Below are 19,431 nucleotides of genomic sequence, written 5' to 3'. Positions count from 1 at the left end.
CATGCGCCTGCTGATGGCCAGCAACATGGTGTGACACTTCTGTGTCCGCTGGTCGGAGAGTTGCCATCACGGCGGGGCAGGGAAGCGCGCTGCGCGTCATCCTCCCTCTTCGTCGAACAAAGGATCAGTTGGATGCAAGTGCCGCAGCAAGAATGTGGTGAGGCAAACGGGCAGAGCGCGCCGGTCGGATTGTGCCTGGTGGGCTGCGGGCGCATTTCCAATGCCCATCTGGCCGCTTTGCGCTCTATGGTGGGCGATATGCGGCTGGTGGCGGCAGTGGATGTTTCGCTCGACGCCGCGTGCGCCGTGGCGCAGATGCACGGCGGCCATGCCACTACCGATCTGCAAGAAGCACTGGCTCTGCGGGAGGTGGATGCCGTGCTGGTCGCCAGCCCGAACGCCCTGCATTACGACCACACGCTGGCCGCGATCCGTGCGGGCAAGCATGTGCTGGTGGAAAAGCCGCTCGCGCCCACGGGAGCAGAGGCACGCGACCTGGCCCATGCGGCGCGACAGGCCGGCGTGGTGCTGGCTGCCGGGCACACCTATCGTCACGGGCCGGCCTTCCATTATCTGGTCGATCACTGGGCCGATTTCGGCAAGCTGATGGCCGTGGAGGTCACTTCCTGTGTCCGCTGGAACGGGCCTCAGGCCCCCTGGTGGGCCGAGCGCACGCCCGCCGAAGGGTTGATCCTGTCACTCTTCGCGCCCCATTCGCTTGATTTCGTGCAGCTGTGCATGGGGGCCGATGATCCGCTGCGCGTTCATGCCGAAGCTGCCCGCTGGCAGACCGGCTGGCAGGGCGAGGATCAGGCGATGATCCTGCTGGCCTATCCGGGGCGGCGCATGGCCAGCGTGCATATCAGCTACAACCAGCCCAGCATCATCGACCGCAAGGTGCTGCATTTCAGCGGTGGGGTGGTGGAGATCGAGGACGGGGAGTTCCTGCGCTTCAACCGCGAACTATTGGTTGCGCCGCCCCCCGGCGTGGTGCGCGATGGGCGGGTGATGGGCGGGCGCGACCTGTCGCATTATTTCCGCAATCAACTGGCCGAGTTCACCGCCGCCGTGCGCGGGCAGCCCAACCGCTGCGTGACAGGTGATGATGCGGCACGCACCATCGACCTGATGGACTGGGTGCTGGCCGATGCGCGGGCCAATGCGGCCGATGCCATCGACCCGCCAGTGCCGCCCGAACTGGCACTGGACATCGAAAGCAAGGTGATGACCGATGCCTTCAACCGCGCCGGGTGAGGGCAAAATGCGCAGGCTGGTCTTACTGATCGCGGGCATGGTCTGGTCGGTCGGCCTTCAGGCGGCGGCGCCAGAGAAGATGGCGCTCAATCCCGATGGAACGCCCGTCCTGCACCCCGCGCCGCGCCCGCCAGAACTTTCGACCCGTCCGGGCGCGGCCTTCAGCGAAGGCGCCGATCTGCCCGAGATGGTGGTGGTGCCTGCCGGAAAATTCATGATGGGCTCGACGCCGAAGGACAACCGCTCGGTCGGTGTCTGGCCGATGTTCGATGCGATGGAGGGGCCGGTTCACCCGGTCACTTTGGCCCGGCCATTCGCCCTGGGCCGCTATGCGGTCACCTTCGCGCAATGGGATGCCTGCCTGGCCGATGGGGGCTGCGGAGGCTATCGCCCCGGAGACGATGGCTGGGGGCGTGGGCGCCGCCCGGTGATCCATATGAATTACGATGATGCGCAGGCCTATGTCGCATGGCTGCGCCGCAAGACCGGGGCGCCCTATCGCCTGCCCAGCGAGGCGGAATGGGAATATGCCGCGCGAGCAGGCACCACCACTCCCTTCTATGTGGGCACCCGCATCACGCATGAGGATGCCAATTACGGTAACGCCTATGATCGGACGACGCCTGTCGGTTCCTATCGACCCAACCTTTTCGGCCTCTACGACATGGCAGGCAACACCGCGCAATGGGTGGCCGATTGCTATCACCCTGATTTCAAGGGAGCACCCTCCGATGGTTCGGCGTGGATCGCGGGGGGCGATTGCAGCAAGCGGAACGTGCGCGGCGGCGGGTGGAGCCTTGCGGACTGGACACTGCACGCGGCCCAGCGCATCGGCGACCCGGCGCAGCAGCGCAACAACCATCTCGGCTTCCGCGTGGCGCGCGACCTGCCCTAACGGCCCCCCGCCACGTCGAGCGTGATGCCGGTGATGTAGCTCGCCTCGTCGCTGGCCAGGAACAGGATGGCATCGGCCACCTCGCGCGGTGTGCCGAGGCGATGCATGGGCACCATGCGGCTGGGGGCATAGTCCAGCCCCTTCTCGTCCATCGCGCGCAGATAAGGGCCGGCCAGTTCGGTGTCGATGGGGCCGGGCGCAACGGCGTTGATGGTGATGCCACTGTCGCCCAGTTCGATGGCGAGGGCGCGCACGAAACCTATCACCCCAGCCTTGGCCGTCGAATAGGGCGCCGCGCCCGTGTAAAACGCATTCCACACAGTGCCGTTGCGCGCGCCCGAGGAGAGGCAGACGATGCGCCCATAGCTGCGCGGCGTCATCTGGCGCACGGCAGCCTGCGTGCACAGGAACATCGAGCGTAGCGAGAGCGTCATCGTATGGTCCCAGTCATCCGGCGAGAGATCGGTGATCTTGCCCGAACGTCCGCCACCCACATTGTTGACCAGAATGTCGAGCGGGCGCCACTGCCCGGCGCGGTCAAACAGCGGCGTCACTGCCGCCGGATCGGTGACATCGCAGGCGATCGCCAGATGGTCGGCCCCCATCGCATCCAGCATCGTGCCGGTGCGGGCCATCTCTTCCTCGTTGCGGTCGGCCAGGATCAGGCTCGCGCCTTCCTGCGCCAGGCGCAGCGCTGTTGCTCGGCCGATGCCAAGCCCCGCGCCGGTGACGAGGGCCGTCCTGCCCGAAAGCCTTGATTGTTTCATGGCCTCAGCCCAGCCTTGTGCCGACTCAGAGTGTCTCAAGGTAGGCGATGGCATCCGCTTCGCTCACCACATCGGCATATTTGGCGTTCATGTCGAACAGATTGGCCTCATGCGGTCCCGCGTGACGATCGCCGCAGGCATCGGCGATGACGCTGGTCCTGAACCCATGGCTCATCGCATCGACACAGGAGGCGCGCACACAGCCCGAGGTCGAGAGGCCGGTGAGCATCACGCTGTCCACCCCCATGGCAGTCAGCGTGCTGGCCAGCGAGGTGGCGAAAAAGGCGCTGGGATATTGCTTGGGGATGACCAGCTCGTCATCATGAGGCGTGAGGCCCGGGCCCCATTCGGCCATCGGGTGCCCTTTCACGAAATAGCGTAGGGGCGCCGCTTTCTCGAAGAAGCGTCCGCCGTCCAACCCGCTGGCATGATACTGCACACAAGTCAGGATCACCGGCACGCCCTTGGCGCGGGCCACTTCGCGCACGCGCAGCGCGCTTTCAATCGCGTCGAACACTGGCTGGCCGCAGTAAAGATCGCAATCCGGCTCGTAATAGGCGCGACAGAAATCGATCATCACCAGTGCCGGTTTCGCGCCAAACCCCACCTTGGTGTTGTAGGCGCGGCGGTAGTTTTCGAGCAGGTCGTCGCTCATGATGCATCGTCCTTGGCATAGAGCCAGGGCGCACTGGCCTTCTGGCGTGTTTCAAACTCGGCAATGTCGCCCGCAAACTGGTGCAGCAGCACGGCGGTTTCGTCCCAGCCATTGAGCAGGGCCAGCTTGCGTTCGGGCGCGATGTCGAAGGAGAGGTGGCGGTTGCCCACAGTCAGCGTCTGCGCTTCGAGATCGACGCTGAAAGTCTGCCCGGCCTGCGCCGAGGCCATCAGCTCCTCCACCTTATCGGCGGGCAGGGTGATGGGCAGCACGCCGTTGCGCTGGCAATTGGCGTTGAAGATCTCGCCGAAACCGGGCGCGATGATGCAGCGCACGCCCAGCCCCGCGATCGCCCAGACCGCCTGTTCCCGGCTGGAGCCCGAGCCGAAATTGGCCCCCGCCACAATGAAGGGCGCGCTGTGGAAGGGAGCCTTGTTGAGCACGTAATCGGGCAGTGGCACGCCGTTGGCGTCATAACGCCGGTCGTGGAAGGCATAACCGCCAAGGCCAGCCTTGGCGGTAATCAGCAGGAAGCGGGCAGGGAAGATGATATCGGTGTCGATGTTCTCTTCGGGCATGGGCGCTGCCGGGCCCGAGAGCGTGGTGAAAGGCTCAGTCATGCGGCATACTCCCGCGCATCGGCGATATGGCCGGCAATGGCAGCGGCGGCGGCCATCGCCGGGCTCATCAGATGGGTGCGCCCGCCCGGCCCCTGACGTCCCTCGAAGTTGCGGTTGCTGGTGCTGGCGCAGCGCTCGCCCGGTTGCAGCCGGTCATCGTTCATGGCCACGCACATCGAGCAGCCCGCCAGCCGCCATTCAAAGCCCGCCTCGATGAGCACGGCGTCCAGTCCCTCGGCCTGCGCGCGGGCGCGGGTGGCGGCAGACCCCGGCACGACGATGGCCTTGACCCCCGGCGCCACCTTGCGGCCCCTGGCTATGGCGGCGGCGGCGCGGATGTCCTCGATCCGTCCGTTGGTGCAACTGCCGATGAAGGCGTGGGTGATGGGCACGCCGGTGATGCTCTGCCTGGCCTCCAGCCCCATATAGGCCAGCGCCTTTTCCACCTGCCGGCGGGCTGGGCCTTCGGGCAGGGCGGCCGGGTCGGGCAGGTGGCCGCCGATGGGCAGCGTCTGGTCGGGCGTGGTGCCCCAGCTCACCTGCGGGGCCAGGGTCGAGACATCGATCGCCAGCACGCGGTCATGCCGGGCGCCGGGATCGCTGCGCAACTCGCGCCAGGCGGCCACGGCCTTTCTCCACGTCGCGCCCCTGGGCGCCAGGCGGCGGCCTTTCAGATACTCAAACGTCACCTCGTCGGGCGCGACGAGGCCCACGCGGCTGCCTGCCTCGATCATCATGTTGCACAGGGTCATGCGCTCGGCCATGCTCATGGTGGCCAGTACCTCGCCGGTAAACTCCACCGCATGGCCGGCCGCGCCATCGGCGCCGATGCGCGCGATAATCGCCAGCGCGATGTCCTTGGCATAGACCATGGGCGAACGCTGGCCGGTCAGCTCGATGCGCATGGTGCGCGCCCGCTTCTGGCGCAGGCATTGCGTGGCCATCACCGTGCCCTGTTCCGAGGCCCCGATGCCAAAGGCCAGCGCGCCGAAGGCGCCATGGGTGGTGGTGTGGCTGTCACCGCAGACGATGGTGGTGCCGGGCAGGGTAAACCCGCTTTCGGGCCCGATCACATGGACGATGCCCTGTTCGCTGCCGTCAAGCTGGGCATAGGGCACGGAAAACTCGGCCACATTGCTTTCCAGCTCGGCGATCTGGGCGGCGGCCTGCGGGTCCGCAATGGTGCCGCGGCGGATGCCATCGGCGCGGGGTGAGCGGGTGGGCACGGCATGGTCTGCCACGGCCAGATGCGTTTCCGGGCGGCGAAGCTGGCGCCCCGCTTCTCGCATGGCGACAAAGGCCTGCGGGCTCGACACCTCGTGCAGGATCTGGCGGTCGATATAAAGCAGTGTCTCGCCGCCGGGCAGTTCGGCCACGGCATGGGCGTTCCACAGCTTTTCGTAGAGGGTGTGGGCGGTCATGGCACAGGTCTCAGAGCTTGGGGGTCGCCGCCTCGATGTAGGCGGCAACGAGCTGGGCAAAGCGGTCGCCCACTTCGAGCGGCGGGTAATGGCCGACCTCGGGCATGATGACCCGGCTGATGGTGGCATGCGAAAGATAGCGCGTGATGGCATTGGCCGCGGCTTCGGGCAGCAGCGGGTCGGCGCCGCCCCAGATGAGGAAGGTGGGCGCGGTCACCTTGGCCATGTCGATGGCGGCCTGTTTGCCGTCACCGATGCGCGCCACCATGGCGACGGGATATTTTTCAGGCGTGCGGCGATTGTAGTCGTAATATTTGTCACGCGTCGCTTTGCTGATCCGCTTGGGATCGCCCGCGAAATAGGTCAGATACTGATCCCAGAAATCGCGGTCCTGAAAACCATGAGCGGCCTTGGCCCGCGCCTGCGCATCGAGAAAGGCCTTGGGCATCACCAGATGATCGTAGGTGACCGGGTCGGACGGCGTGTTCGAGAGGATCAGCCGCTCTACCATGTCGGGGCGTTTGGCGGCCAGATACATGCCCATCGTGCCCCCGCTCGACACGCCGATGAAGGTGACCTTATTGACATGGAGCGCTTCGAGCAGCCCGATGGCCAGATCGACCGGCTCTACCGATTTGGCCACTGCATCGGACACCGCGCCCGACAGGCCATAGCCAGGAATGTCATAACGGATGATGCGATAGCGGCTCTTGAGCCGCTCGGCCACCACATCCCAGGTGCCAAGGGTCGAAACCGAGCCGTGGACCATGAAAAGCACCGGCGCGCCGCGCGGCCCCTCGTCCTTGTAATGGATGTCCGCGCCCTTGACGGTGATGAAGTGGCTGGCCGGATCGCGATAGCGGGCGCGCAACTGCTCGATCGTGAGATAGGGGTGGGTCGCAGGCTGGGCATTGGCCGTCTGCGCCGCGCAGACATGCGGGGCCAGGACACCCAGCATGGTGCCAGCTGCCAGATTCATCAGCGCAAGGCGCAGTTTGCTCATCGATGTCTCCCTTTCCCCCTGTGCGGGGGCTGCCAGCCTTAGCCCTGCCGTAACACGAATACAGCGCCATCATGGTGGTTTTGGCGGTGAAGTCTTGAAACCGAGCCGCACCTATCCGACTGGTGGTGACGATATCCCGGCTTCATCGACACCGCGCGTGGAGACGTGTCGATTGCTGACGAGGCTAAGGGAGTTTGACGATGGGGCTCGACCGGCGCGGATTCACATTGGGGCTGGGGGCTGCGGGGCTGCTGGCGGGCTCGCCCGCCCTGGCGCGCGGTGTCCGCTCGGCAAAGCCTGCGCGCGGGCTCGATGTGATCGTGCTGGGAGCAGGGATCTCGGGCCTTAACACCGCTTGTCTGCTGGAACAGCAGGGCCTCAGGGTGGCGGTGATAGAAGGGCGCCAGCGTGTCGGCGGCCGTATCATGACCCTGCTTGACCAGCCGGGCTATCCGGAGATGGGCTTCAATTCGATGGCGGCCGGCTATGGCCGGGGTATCGACGCGGCAAAGCGCGCCGGGGTCGAACTGGTCGATGTGGCTCCGCGCTACCGGATCGGCCCGCCGCCTGCGCTCTACATCAATGGCAAACCGCTCAACCGGGAGGAATGGGCGCGCCATCCGGCCAATCCTTTCCCCGAGGCCATGAAATCCATGATGCCCGCCGAGGTGGTGAGCGTGCTGGTCGCGCGCAACACTCCGCTCAAGGACTGGACGCAATGGGCTGATGCCGCCAATGCGCCGCTTGACGTCTCGTTGCATGCTTTCCTCTCGGCCCAGGGGCTGTCGGAGGCGGCGATCCGTCTGGCCAATGACGTTTCGCCCTATTACGGCACCAATGCCCATGACGTTTCGGCCCTGATGCTGGAATTTAACGATGGCTTTGTGAAGGCGCAGGCCACGGCAGGGCCGCAGTCACTGGCGGTCAAGGGTGGCAATCTGCTGCTGCCCCAGGCAATGGCGCGCCAGCTCAAGGGCGATGTCATGCTGGGCCGCGAGGTGGTGGCCATCGACACCACCGCCACGGGAGCGACGGTGACCTGCGCGGATGGGGCGAGTTTCTCGGCCGGGCGGGTGGTGTGTTCGCTGCCGTTTTCCACGTTGCGGCTGGTGTCGATCACGCCCGGCCTGACAGGTGTGCAGGCCCGCGGGGTGACGACCATGCCCTATCAGCCGCTGTCCATCGCTTTCCTCACTGCCACCGCCCCCTTCTGGGAAGAGGATGGCATCGCGCCGGGCATGTGGACTGACGGCACCGTGGGCACCGTCATGCCGCAGCGTTTTGGCGCGACCGACCAGGCGATCACTGGCTTTACCGTACAGGCGCGCGGTGCGCTGGCGCATTACTGGGATGCGATGGGCAAGGATGGGGCGTTGGCCTATGTCATCGCGGGTATCGAGGCGATGCGCCCGGCGGCCAGAGGCAAGCTGCGCGGCGTTGCCTATTTCAGCTGGGTGGGCGAGCGTTTCAACCTTGGCGACTGGGCCTATTTCAGCCCCGGCCAGGTGGCGGGCGTGATGGGCGAGATTGCCAAACCGGTGGGTCGTCTGCACTTTTGCGGGGAACATACGGCAACCGGCGCCAGGGGGCTGGAGGGAGCGCTCGAGTCTTCGGAAAGGGTTGCGCTCGAGGTGCTCTCGGCGTGATCCCCGGTGGATGACCCTTGCATGCCAGGGATCGAAACCGGATGATATTCGTGATTTTAAAGTGAGAGATGTCTTATGGACTATGATTACGTTCCTCTGCCCCAGCGTCAGCCGCTCGTGTGGCCCAATGGCGCCCGCGTGGCCCTGATCCTCACCTTCAATCTGGAAACCTGGGACCTGACCAAGGACACCGACAAGCCCTATTACGCAGGCGGCCCGGCGATCCTGCCCGACGTGTTGCCCGGCAACACGCCCGACTTCCCCAATTTCACCTGGCGCGAATATGGTCAGCGCGTGGGCATCTGGCGCCTGTTCGATCTGTTCGATGAGCTGGGCGTCAAGGCGAGCTGCACCACCAATGCCGTGACCTTCGAGCGGCGCAAGGCAATGACCGACGCCGTGCTGGAGCGCGGCTGGGAACTGCTGACCCACAATTGGGAGCAGGGCGAGCTGCTGACCAGCTTTGCCCATCAGCCCGAGAAAGAGCGCGACATCATCCTGCGCAGCCTTGACCAGTTTGAAAAGTTCACCGGGCGCAAGTCCAAGGGATGGCTCTCCTCCTCGCTGCGCGGCACGATGCAGACTGCCGATATTCTCGCTGAATATGGCTGCACCTTCTACTGCGACATCATGAATGATGATCAACCCTTCATGCTGCGCACGCCCAACGGCCCCATCGTCTCGGTGCCCTATTCCAACGAGATCAACGACTTCACTTTCATTACCCGCAAGAATTTCACCACCGACCAGTTCCGCGATGCGCTGATCGAGGAGCTGGACGTCCTCTATGCCGAGGGCGCGAAGACCGGGCGGATCATGAACGTGGGCCTCCACCCCCATGTTTCGGGCCGGGCGCATCGCGTGCGTGCCCTGCGTGAGTTCATCGAGCATGCCAAGAGCCTGCCCGGCGTGTGGTGGGCCACCCGCGAGGAAATCGCTGAGTGGTATCTCGCCAATCATGAGAGCCACATTCCCGGTCAGTTGAAATGAGCCGATCCGAGCATATCCTTATCGTGGGTGGCGGCATCGGCGGGATGACCGCCGCGGCTGCCACCGCCCGGCAAGGTTTCAAAGTGACCTTGCTGGAAAGCGCCCCGCAATTTGGTGAGATTGGGGCAGGGGTGACGCTCTCGCCCAATGCCATGAAGGGCCTCGATTTCATTGGTGTCTGCGAGGAGGTTGCCGCCGCCGGGGTTGAGCCGGTGCGCCAGCGCCTGCAGCACTGGTCCGATGGGCGCACGCTGGTCGAGATGGACCGCTCGACCCAGCGGGCCAAATATGGTGCGCCCTACGTCACCATCCACCGCGCCGATCTGCACGAACTGCTGACGAAGGCCGCGCGCAAGGCCGGGGTCGATCTGCGCTGCGGGGCGGGTGTGGTGAGCAGTGAGGGCACCACCGTGACACTGGCCGATGGCAGCACGGTCACCGGGGATGTGCTGGTGGGGGCTGATGGCGTCAAATCGGTGATCCGCGAAAGGTTTGAAACCACGCCGCCGCATTTCACCGGCCATGTCGCCTGGCGCTGCCTGGTGCCGGTGACGCCCGAGCTGCAGGGCCTGTCCGACCTGCCGGGCATCATCATCGGCCCGGGCCGGATGATCACGCGCTATAACATTCGTGGCTCCACGGCGATGAATCTGGTCTTCTTTGCAAGGCAAAGCGGTTGGACACAGGAAGGCTGGACGACGCTGGCCGACCCGCAGGAACTGCGCGCCACCTATGACGGATGGTGTGAGGATGCTCAGATAATGATCGAGGCGGCCTGCCGCAATCCGATGTACAAATGGGCGATCAATGCCCGGACCGCCCTTCCAGGCTGGGTGCTGGAGGGCCGCGTGACGCTGCTGGGCGATGCTGCCCATGCGATGACGCCCTTTCTCGGCCATGGCGCGGCCTGCGCTATCGAGGATGCGGTGGTGCTGGCCCGGGCGCTGGCCGCCACGCCCGACCTTGGCGAGGGGCTGAGGCGTTACGAGGCCGCGCGCCATGAGCGGGCCAGCTTCATTCAGGCTGAATCCAACGCCAATGCCGACCGCATGCAGGGGCAGGACACCGATCTCTTCGGCCTGACCCAGATGAAGGACGAGGAATCCCTGGGCCTGTTCACCTATGATTGCCGCGTGGTGCCGGTATGAACATCCTGCCCTTCGACGGCCATGCCATCGCGCCCGAAACGGCAGCTTTCCTTGCCCAGCACCATCGCCTGCTGATCGACGGCGCGTGGGTTGACGGCAGTGGCGAGCATGTCACCCGCGATCCGGCGACCGGGCTTGAACTGGCCCGCTTCGCCACGGGCGGCGCCGCCGAGATCGACGCGGCGGTCAAGGCGGCGCGCCGGGCCTTTGACGGGGCCTGGGGCCGGATGACCGCTGCCGATCGCACCGCAATCCTCTTCCGCCTGGCGCGTGTGATGGAAAGCAACGCGCGGCTGCTCACCGAGCTTGACATCATCGACAATGGCATGCCCGGTTTCATTGCCAAGCTGACCACCGCCAATTGCGTCGAAATGGTGGATTATTACGCGGGCGCGGTCATGCGGATCGAGGGCACCACCACCGCGCCCCCGCGCCATATTGCTGCCGAGACAGAGGCGCTGACCTATACGCTGCGCGAACCGATCGGCGTAGCGGGCCTCATCGTGCCGTGGAACGTGCCGCTCTCGACCGCCATTCTCAAGCTGGCCCCGGCTCTGGCGGCAGGCTGCACGGTGGTGATGAAGCCGTCGGAGGAAACGCCGCTTTCCGTGCTGGCGCTGGGGCAGATGATTATCGATGCCGGTTTTCCGGCGGGCGTGGTCAACATCGTTAACGGCTTTGGCGCCGATGCCGGCGCGGCCTTGGCGGCTCACCCGCAAGTCGACAAGATCAGCTTCACCGGCTCCACCGCCACGGGTCGCAAGATCGTTGAAGCGGCGCTGGGTAATCTGAAAAAGGTGAGTCTTGAACTGGGTGGCAAATCGCCCGTGGTGGTGATGCCCGATGCCGATCTGACACTGGCGGTGCCGGGCGTGGCGCTGGCCACCTTCTTCCTGCAAGGGCAGAACTGCATGGCCGGCACGCGCATTTTCGCCCATGAGGCCATTCATGATGCGTTGGTCGAGGGAGTCTCGGCCTTTGCCGCCTCGATGACGCTGGGCCATGGACTCGATCCGGCCACCTTTCAGGGCCCGATGATCTCGGCCGCCCACAGCGCCAAAGTGATGGGTTACATCGAGGCGGGCGCGGCTTCGGGGGCCAGGCTGGTGTGCGGAGGGCAGAAGCTGGATCGCCCGGGCCATTTCATCACGCCCGCGATTTTTGCCGACTGCCGGGCCGACATGCCCATTGTGCGGGAGGAGATTTTCGGGCCGGTGATGGCCGTGCAGAAGTTCGCCACCACCGATCTGGACGGGATCGCGGCTCTGGCCAACGATACACCCTTTGGCCTGTCGGGCAGCGTGTGGACTAGCGATCTGTCGACCGCCCACCGCATGGTCCGCCGCATTCGCGCAGGCCATGTCTCGATCAACTGCCACGGGGCGGTGGGCACGAACATTCCCTTTGGCGGCTTTGGCCAGTCTGGCTGGGGCAGAGAGTTCGGGCAAGAGGGACTTGACGCCTATCTGGAGACGAAGGCGGTGACGGCGCGGCTGTGAGGGATGGTTTGCGGCGCGAAGACCCGGGAAGCTGATGCTTTACTGGCATTTCTCATTGCATGATGCCCGATGGAGCAATCGTTTCTGATGACCGCGCCGGTGGCCTGCAGATCGGACAGACAGCGCTCAAGCGCGGTAGAGGATTGGCCACTGAGTGGTGACACGCCCGGAAGATGAGACCCGGATCGGCAAGTGTGGGACCCCCGCGGCTCGGCTTGGTGGTGCCGATAAGGAGCCAAATAGAAGAGAGGTGGCCCTCCGGCCTGTTGATCGGGTGATGAGCACCGGGCGACAACACGGAGACCCTCGATGCCCACTTCCGCAGCCCTCCAGCTGGATTTCACCGATCCGGCCATCCTCGCCGCACGCCATCTATGCGTTCCTTGAGCAGGCACGCCCGCTGGATCGACCCACCCTGCTGCGCTTTATGGAGCACACCTGTGGTTCCACTGCCGCCGACGGCACGTGGGCTCTGCGGATGCCTAGGACGTGTTCAAGGCAGGTCCAGTACCTCGCGCGCGCACCCCTACCGCTGGGCCCGATCACGGCGCGTGCCCGCCTGACCGATTTCGCAGGCGCCCTGCCCACGCATACCGTACGTAGCGAAAGCCAGATCGCGCTGAAGCAATTTTCCACCCCGGCCCTGGTCGCCTTCCTCGCCGCGCTCAAGTCTTTTTGGGGAACCTCACATTGAACAGGATCCCGCAAGCCGATATCGCGGCTACGGTGAGGAAAGCGGCGCGATAACCAGCCATGCCCAGTGCATCTGCCGGAGCAAGTTTGCTTGCCAGATCGAGCACACCGCTCGCGATACAGATGCCCAGTGAGAAGCACAATTGTTGCACAGTGGCATAAAGGCTTGTGGCTGCGCTCATCCTGCTTGCGGGAACGTCCAAGAAGGCCGCCGTGTTGTAGCCCGTAAATGAAAGCGAGGTGAAAAAGCCGGTAGTCCCCAGAACGGCCATCATCCCGCTTATGGGCCAGCCCGCGCTCCACAGAACAAGAGAGGCATAGCCGATACTGGCGGTAAGGCCTGCTATGCTCAGTCCCCAACGATAGCCAAAGCGACCAATGATCAGGGGGGCCAAGGGCTTCATCATCACTGCGCCCAGTGCCCCCGCCATAGCGACGATGCCAGCGGTAGCGGCCGATTGGTGGAACCCGCTTTGCAGCATCAACGCCAGCAGGAAGGGCTGAGCCCCTTGCGCGATCCGCGTCAGATTGCCGGCGATCACCGACAGGCCGAAGGTGGGAATGCGCAGCAACGACAGATCAAGAATGGCGCCTTGCGTCCGGCGCGCATGGCGAACATAGACAGCGCCCAATACGACCGCGAGCCCCAACAGCCCCCAGGCTATGGGAACAGCCCAGGAACGGCTCGCCAGTTCCAGTCCAAAAACCCCGCAACCCAATGCCATGCCTGAAAGCATGAAGCCTTTGCCGTCGAAGGTTTCCGGCGCACCGCCTGGCGTGGGTGGTATCAACCACAAGGCTAACGCCAACCCCAGTATGCCCACCGGCAGGTTGATGTAGAAGATCCACCGCCAGTCGAGCCAGGTGATGATGAGGCCGCCGAGCGGCGGTCCCAGGATAGGCCCGATCAGCGCGGGCACGACCAGCCACGAAAGCGCGGCCATCAACTTCTCGCGGGGGGTGCAACGAATGAGAATAAGGCGCCCCACCGGCATCATCAGCGCGCCGCCCAGACCCTGTACCACACGTGCAGCGATGAGCATGCCCAGCCCATGAACCTGGGCACAGCCCACCGATCCTGCCAGAAACACGACGATGGCGCCGCAATAGACCCTTCGGCTTCCCCAGCGGTCAGCCAGAAAGCCGCTGGCCGGGATAAAAATCGCGAGCGCCACCAGATAGGACGTGAGACCCATGCTGAGCCACGGGGCAGGCACGTGGAGATCGCGTGCCATCGCCGGCATGGCGATCGCTAGCACTGTGGCATCGAGCTGTTGCATCAACAGCGCCGAGGCAATCACCAACGCGATCAAGCGGAAATTGCGTGGCTCGTGGTCGCGCAGGTCCATCTTGCATCCTTGCGATTATGCCGCCCCATGCGTCATATCCACGCCTTCCGCCTGTAGCGCCAGGTGGCTCGCGTCAACCCTCAGGTCGTAACCTGTGTCATCCTTTGCTCAAGCCGCTCCGCAAGGGACGCGCGGATCGGCGCGCCCTCACGCAACTTGCGCCATGTGTTGTAGCTGATGCCATAGCGTTCCATCAGTTCGCCGCGAGATTGGCGCCGCAATTCGATTGCCACCCGCTCGACCAGCTCCGAGGGAATGACATAAGTCCTGATCCGAGAGGGTTGCTCCATCATATCCTTCCTTCAGTGACGAGGAGGCGGGGCCGGCACGAGCCGGCTCCCGCTCACGTGGGGTCAGAAGCTGACCCGAACACCCATTGTGATGTAGCGGCCGATGGGGTCATAGGCACTGCTGGCGGCCGTGGTGAAGGTGGTGACTGGCGGGGGTGAAAGCGGCGGATCGCGGTCGAACAGATTGGCGACCGAGAGATAAACCTGCTGCTTGCCCCCGCCCAGATGCAGATCGCGGGTTGCGGTAAGATTGGTGTAAAACACGGCGGGCGTGTGGTTGATGTTCACATCTACCCCTTCAACCCATGCCGCATTCAGTAGGGCAGGGCCGATGTAGCGCTCCTGCACGAAGAGCGAGAAGTCGCCTTTGGTCCAGGTAGCCTGGGCTATGCCGCTCCAACGAGGCGTGGTGGTTTCGCCCAATGCCTGCAGAACGGGCGAACCAGGTGATTGGGAATTGTTTTCCGTTGCATGGTTGCCCACCACACGAAGGGCCAGCTTGCCGCCCGCAAGCCCCGTCTTGTATCCCAGTTCAAAGTCGATACCTGCCACGGTTTGCGAGGCCAGGTTCAAATTGGGCCGCAGGATACTCAGCGAGCCCGATGGCAGCACGGTGATGTTGGCGCATTGCACCTGGTTACCCTCCGCGCATTCGTCCACCACGCGCTGCTCGGTCAGGGTGGTGATCGCATCGCTCAGCTTGATCCGGTAATAGTCGATCGACGCCGAGAAGCCGGGCAGGAAATCGGGCTGGAACACGCCGCCAAAGGTCGTGGTCAAGGCCCGCTCGGGCTTGAGGTTTGGGTTGCCGGTGGCAAAATTGACTTCCGCTGTCTGCACGCCCTTGTAAACGACATTGCCGTTGAGCTGGGTGGCGGGATTGTAGAGTTCCAGCAGATTGGGTGCGCGAATATCGCGCGAGACCGTGCCGCGCAGGCGCAAAGCCTGGTCGATCTGCCAACTTGCGCCCACTTTCCACGTCGTGACTCCGCCCGAGGTGCTGTAATCGGCATACCGCACCGCGCCGTTGAGATCGAGCGAGCGAGCAAAGCGCACATCCTTGAGCACCGGTACCGCGACCTCGAGATAGCCCTCGCGGATGTCGTAAGCGCCCGAGAAAGGCAGCGGGTTGAAGAAACGATAGGGCCCCTGGCGGCCGTTGAGCGAAGCCGGGCCGCCACGGATGCCAGTGAAATCGATCCTGGTGGGCGAGAGAGCGTCGGTGGTCTGGTTGGCGGTCTCCTTGCGATATTCAAAGCCTGCCGCCACCGCGATTGGGCCCGCCAAACGGATATGCTCGCCCAGATCGCCACGGATGTTGACCGACACCACCTGCTGGCGCAGGCGCAGGTTCAGCACATTGTCGCCCGTGACATAATCGGTGATTGCCTGATTGGGCTGCTGGGGTCCGAAAAGGTTGCGCGGCGTGCAGCCCGGGTCCAGCCCGGCCAGCGTGGAGCGACAGACGATCCTGCCCGTGGCCGGGTCGCGCACAGCGTCGGCCGAGGCATAGAGGTTGCGCGCGATGGTCAGATTGTTCGAGCGCAACTCCTGATCGGTTTGCCCGAAAGTATAGCTGGCATCATACTTCCAAGCGCCGCCCAGTGCGCCGCGCACACCGACCGAACCATGGTAAACCTTGATCTTCGATTCATTCTGCGCGAGCGGCAGTTCGCCTTCGAAGCGGCCAAGCTGGAAGGATTGGACATTGGCAGCCACCATGCGCGCCAGAATGTCGGGCGGCAGATAGGCGTTGTCGCGAAAGATGGTGTAAGCCGCGCTGGACCCGGTGTTCTGGCTGACAAAGGCACCCTGCACGGTATGGCTGTTGGCATAGAGACCTTCGACAAACACCGAGGTCCTGTCCGAGATATCATATTCGGCGCGGGCAAAGGCGTTATAACGCTCTTGGGTTGGCATCAGCCCGATGTTGGCGCGCGCGCCATCGCCGCCGCTTTGAAAGGCCGTGCCGGTGTTGGTGCCATAGTTGAAGGGCGCCGATACGCCTCCAGGCAGGAATTGCGTGCCCTTGAGCGGGCCCGATGTGATGAGGCCGCCATAGGTGCCCGCCGAACTGCGGATCGAGGGGATGATGATGCTGCGCGGCAGGCTGCCGGTCGCCGGATTGGCGATGAGGCCGGCATTGTCATCGAACCAGGCGCGACCGGTCTTTTCATCGGCCCGCAGGCCACGCTGATAGAAATAATCCCCACCTACAACGAGGTGAAGGCGGTCATCCAGGCGCGAGGTGCCATAGGCCAGCGATCCCCCCGCCGAGGGCAAGTCGCCATGGTTGGAGATGCCGCCCAGCGCCTCGGCCTTGAACCCTTTGAACTTGGTGTCGAGCACGAAGTTGACCACACCAGCCACAGCATCCGACCCATAGGCTGCCGAGGCGCCGCCGGTCACCACATCCACCCGGCTAATAAGGCTTTGGGGCAGGATGTTGATGTCGACCGAACCACCGCTGTTGGTGGCGGGCATGCGGCGCCCATCCAGCAGCACCAGCGTGCGCTGGGCGCCAAGGCCGCGCAGATTCAGCAGGTTCTGCCCACTGTTGCCGCCCCGGCTGTTGGTGGTCGAGGGGCTCGAAGTCTTGGTGCTGCCGTTGAACACGGGCAATTGGTTGAGCCCGTCGGCTAGGTTGGTGGGCGCCTGCGCACGCAATTGCTCCGCCGTGCTGATCGCTACCGGTGTGGGGGTCTTGAATCCGCTGGCTACGCGGCTGCCCGTCACCACAATGCCCTCATCGCTAGGCGCTGGCGCGCTTGTCGGAACAGAAGGTGGTTCGCTGGGTGCAGCCACAGTGTCCTGGGCGGCCTTCGAAGGGGTGCCTGGTGCGGCGGCGGCACCGTCCTGAGCTGAGGCGCTCATCGGCACCAGCAAAGCAATCGCCACCGCTGTGACCGCGGTGCTGCGCGCAAAGTGTCCTTTGCTATATGTCGTCATGTTATCCAACTCCCTGTTTTATCGTTGATTGCCCCGATTTGCCTCGTCAGCCGGTGCGAGGCGCAGCCTTTGCGTGGCCGCGGATCATCAGTGCCAGCAAGGAGAGCAGCGCGGCTGCGGCGCACCATGCCCCGGGGATGGCCTTGTCGCCGGTTGCGCCGATGAGCGCCGTGCTGATCGCGGGCGTGAAGCCGCCGAAAATGGCCGTTGCCATGCTGTAGGCCAGGCTGAAGCCTACGGTGCGAACGTGCGGTGGAATGATCTCGGTGAGGTAGACGATGAAGGCGCCATTGTAGGCTGCATAGATTGCCGCCATTGTCAGTTCGGCCGCCAGCAAGCCGCCAAAGCTGGGGGCAGCCACCAGCCAGCGCATGAGCGGATAGGTCACCACCACGGCCAGAGCGGTTGCGCCCAGCAGGAGCGGCCGCCGCCCGATGCGGTCAGACAGGGCGCCGCTGACCGGCAGCAGGATGAAATTGGTGATGCCAACGCAAGCGGTGACCAGCAGGCTGTCGATCGGCCCCAGATTGAGCACCTTGTTGCCATAGGTCGGCGTGTAGGCGGTGATCATGTAGAAGAACACGGTGGTCATCACCGCCATCAGCGCGCCTTGCAGCACCACGGCCCAATTGCTGCCGATGGTGGCCAGGATCTGGCCGACCGATGGATGCTCCTTGCGGGCCAGGAAAACCTCGGTTTCCTCGACATGGCGGCGGATCATGAAGAGGAAGGGGATCATCAAGCAGCCGATGATGAAGGGCAGGCGCCAGCCCCAGGCGTGCATCTCGGCAGCGGGCAAATAGGATGAGATCAGCAGGCCAATCAGCGCGGCGAACACCACCGCCGCCTGCTGGCTGGCCGATTGCCATGCCGTGAAGAAGCCCCTGCGGTTGGGCGGCGCAATTTCGTTCAAATAGACCGACACACCGCCCACCTCGACACCGGCCGACAGGCCCTGGACCAGCCGGCCGACCACGATGATGATGGGTGCGGCAAGACCGATCTGCGCGTAACCGGGCGTGATGGCGATGGCCAGCGTGCCCAAGGCCATCAGGCCAAGGGTCAGCAACAGTCCCTTGCGGCGGCCATGGTGATCGACATAGGCGCCCAGCACCAGCGCCCCCACCGGTCGCATCAGAAAGCCCGCGCCAAAGGTCATCAATGTCAGCAGCAGTGAGATGAAATCGCTGCCTGTCGGGAAGAAGGCGTGGGCGATATAGGTGGCGTAGTAGCCGAAGACCATGAAATCGAACATTTCGAGGAAGTTGCCGCTCGCAACAATGAAAATCGATTTGAAGGCCGAGCGCTGGCGCGCAGGCGCCATGGCCTGGCGTTTATCTGCGACGGAAGGGGAGGAAACAGTCATGGCTTCACCTTGTGCGGCGCCGGTTCCATGCCGCTGGCGCGGATGGCCTTTTCAGCCTTGGCGGATGAGAGGAAATCGAGCAGCGCCCGGGCCTGTGCGGGGTGGTGCGAGGCAGTGACCACCCCGCCTGAGAAGGCCGTCACTTTCTGCAGCGAGGACGGCAGAAGGCCGACAATGCGGATACCCTTGACGGGCAGCAGTTCGGAAAGTTGCTGGAAGCCGATCTCGGCATCGCCCTGCGCCACGATCTGGCCCACGGGTGTGGCCGGGATCATGCGCCCCTTGGCCCGCACTTCCTTCGCGACGCCTAGTCTGTCGAGCATGGTGGTCTGGATATAGACCCCGCTGGCACTGTCGGACCATGCCACCGAGCGGGCTGCCAGCAGGGCCTTGCGGACAGCCTCGGGCGAGGAGATGTCAGGCGCGGGCGCGCCTTCCTTCACGGCGACGGCGATCTTGGACAGGGCGAGATCAACCGGCGTGCCGGGAGCGACCTTGCCTTGTGCCACCAGATCGTCGAGCGCGGAACGGGCAAGAATGACGACATCGGCGTCCTCGCCGCGGGCAAGCCGGGCCGGGATGGCATTGACAGTGGTGCCCATCGACGGCCCGTGCTCGATGACGATCGGGTCGCCGCTGGCGGCAGTGTACTGCGCGGCCAGCACATTCAAGGCGGAGGTGAAGCCGCCAGAGGTCAGCACATGCAGCGGTGCCTGAGCGGCACGGGGCGAGGGTGGCTGATGCCCGGCACAGCCTGCCACCAAGGGCAAGGCCAGCATCGCCAGCCCTGCGTACCGTCTCACCCGCTTCGGGCGCCGTGCGCCCACGGCAAAAGCAAGACTGTCGATCAGTCGAAACATGCCAGACCTGCTCCCCGGGGCCGGAT

The 19,431-nt window shown here is 64.5% G+C and carries 16 protein-coding genes; 6 read left to right on the top strand and 10 right to left on the bottom strand.

All coding sequences use genetic code 11. The annotated features are described in order from the left end of the window. Nucleotides 1-132: 132 nt before the first annotated feature. Together ABDW49_RS19685 and ABDW49_RS19680 are read left to right on the top strand one after the other, a co-directional pair. The gene (locus ABDW49_RS19685) at nt 133-1,254 is read left to right on the top strand and encodes a Gfo/Idh/MocA family oxidoreductase (RefSeq protein WP_343614500.1); all 1,122 of its coding nucleotides are present in this window, start codon (nt 133-135) and stop codon (nt 1,252-1,254) included. A 7-nt stretch (nt 1,255-1,261) separates the two neighbouring features. Further along, a complete protein-coding gene (locus ABDW49_RS19680) occupies nt 1,262-2,149 on the top strand; it encodes a formylglycine-generating enzyme family protein (protein WP_343614498.1) in 888 nt (295 codons plus the stop codon). Here ABDW49_RS19680 and ABDW49_RS19675 read toward each other — a convergent pair. The 5 genes from ABDW49_RS19675 to ABDW49_RS19655 are packed head-to-tail and all read right to left on the bottom strand — an operon-like array spanning nt 2,146 to nt 6,615. Next, complete coding sequence (locus ABDW49_RS19675) at nt 2,146-2,916, bottom strand: SDR family NAD(P)-dependent oxidoreductase (protein ID WP_343614497.1); 771 nt, start codon at nt 2,914-2,916, stop codon at nt 2,146-2,148. The two genes, ABDW49_RS19680 and ABDW49_RS19675, sit on opposite strands and share 4 nt — an antisense overlap. Before the next feature lie 25 nt (nt 2,917-2,941). Continuing rightward, nucleotides 2,942-3,571 carry an isochorismatase family protein gene (locus ABDW49_RS19670; protein ID WP_343614496.1) on the bottom strand — a complete coding sequence of 210 codons (630 nt, stop codon included), beginning with the start codon at nt 3,569-3,571 and terminating at the stop codon, nt 2,942-2,944. After that, nucleotides 3,568-4,191: a 3-isopropylmalate dehydratase small subunit gene (gene leuD, locus ABDW49_RS19665; RefSeq protein WP_343614495.1), complete on the bottom strand. Its 624-nt coding sequence runs from the start codon at nt 4,189-4,191 to the stop codon at nt 3,568-3,570. Before leuD ends, ABDW49_RS19670 begins: the two co-directional genes overlap by 4 nt. Then, nucleotides 4,188-5,612 (bottom strand): 3-isopropylmalate dehydratase large subunit, encoded by a 1,425-nt coding sequence (gene leuC, locus ABDW49_RS19660; protein ID WP_343614494.1) that lies wholly within the window; start codon nt 5,610-5,612, stop codon nt 4,188-4,190. The genes leuD and leuC overlap by 4 nt, the downstream gene beginning before the upstream one ends. 10 nt (nt 5,613-5,622) lie before the next feature. Continuing rightward, nucleotides 5,623-6,615 (bottom strand): alpha/beta hydrolase, encoded by a 993-nt coding sequence (locus tag ABDW49_RS19655; RefSeq protein ID WP_343614493.1) that lies wholly within the window; start codon nt 6,613-6,615, stop codon nt 5,623-5,625. Between the two features lie 200 nt (nt 6,616-6,815). On the opposite strand from ABDW49_RS19655, the gene ABDW49_RS19650 reads away from it, so the two are divergent. The 4 genes from ABDW49_RS19650 (at nt 6,816) to ABDW49_RS19635 (ending at nt 11,898) form a co-directional block, all read left to right on the top strand. Next, nucleotides 6,816-8,261, top strand: coding sequence for an FAD-dependent oxidoreductase (locus ABDW49_RS19650; protein WP_343614491.1), 1,446 nt, complete (start codon nt 6,816-6,818; stop codon nt 8,259-8,261). A gap of 75 nt (nt 8,262-8,336) precedes the next feature. After that, nucleotides 8,337-9,251 (top strand): polysaccharide deacetylase, encoded by a 915-nt coding sequence (locus ABDW49_RS19645; RefSeq protein ID WP_343614489.1) that lies wholly within the window; start codon nt 8,337-8,339, stop codon nt 9,249-9,251. Continuing rightward, nucleotides 9,248-10,399: an FAD-dependent monooxygenase gene (locus ABDW49_RS19640; RefSeq protein WP_343614487.1), complete on the top strand. Its 1,152-nt coding sequence runs from the start codon at nt 9,248-9,250 to the stop codon at nt 10,397-10,399. The genes ABDW49_RS19645 and ABDW49_RS19640 overlap by 4 nt, the downstream gene beginning before the upstream one ends. After that, nucleotides 10,396-11,898 (top strand): aldehyde dehydrogenase family protein, encoded by a 1,503-nt coding sequence (locus ABDW49_RS19635; RefSeq protein WP_343614485.1) that lies wholly within the window; start codon nt 10,396-10,398, stop codon nt 11,896-11,898. Before ABDW49_RS19640 ends, ABDW49_RS19635 begins: the two co-directional genes overlap by 4 nt. 665 nt (nt 11,899-12,563) lie before the next feature. On the opposite strand, the gene ABDW49_RS19630 is transcribed toward ABDW49_RS19635, so the two are convergent. From ABDW49_RS19630 to ABDW49_RS19610, 5 genes are all read right to left on the bottom strand, one after another. Further along, nucleotides 12,564-13,940, bottom strand: coding sequence for an MFS transporter (locus ABDW49_RS19630; RefSeq protein WP_343614484.1), 1,377 nt, complete (start codon nt 13,938-13,940; stop codon nt 12,564-12,566). An 80-nt stretch (nt 13,941-14,020) separates the two neighbouring features. Then, a complete protein-coding gene (locus ABDW49_RS19625; RefSeq protein ID WP_343614483.1) occupies nt 14,021-14,233 on the bottom strand; it encodes a hypothetical protein in 213 nt (70 codons plus the stop codon). Between the two features lie 60 nt (nt 14,234-14,293). Beyond that, the gene (locus tag ABDW49_RS19620; protein WP_343614482.1) at nt 14,294-16,966 is read right to left on the bottom strand and encodes a TonB-dependent receptor; all 2,673 of its coding nucleotides are present in this window, start codon (nt 16,964-16,966) and stop codon (nt 14,294-14,296) included. A 259-nt stretch (nt 16,967-17,225) separates the two neighbouring features. After that, complete coding sequence (locus ABDW49_RS19615) at nt 17,226-18,545, bottom strand: MFS transporter (RefSeq protein WP_343614481.1); 1,320 nt, start codon at nt 18,543-18,545, stop codon at nt 17,226-17,228. After that, nucleotides 18,542-19,405: a substrate-binding domain-containing protein gene (locus ABDW49_RS19610; protein ID WP_343614479.1), complete on the bottom strand. Its 864-nt coding sequence runs from the start codon at nt 19,403-19,405 to the stop codon at nt 18,542-18,544. The genes ABDW49_RS19615 and ABDW49_RS19610 overlap by 4 nt, the downstream gene beginning before the upstream one ends. Between the last annotated feature and the right edge of the window lie 26 nt (nt 19,406-19,431).

The sequence above is a fragment of the Novosphingobium sp. genome (assembly GCF_039595395.1).
In the GTDB taxonomy this organism is placed as follows: Bacteria; Pseudomonadota; Alphaproteobacteria; order Sphingomonadales; family Sphingomonadaceae; genus Novosphingobium.
This window is presented reverse-complemented; position numbering and strand designations above follow the sequence as displayed.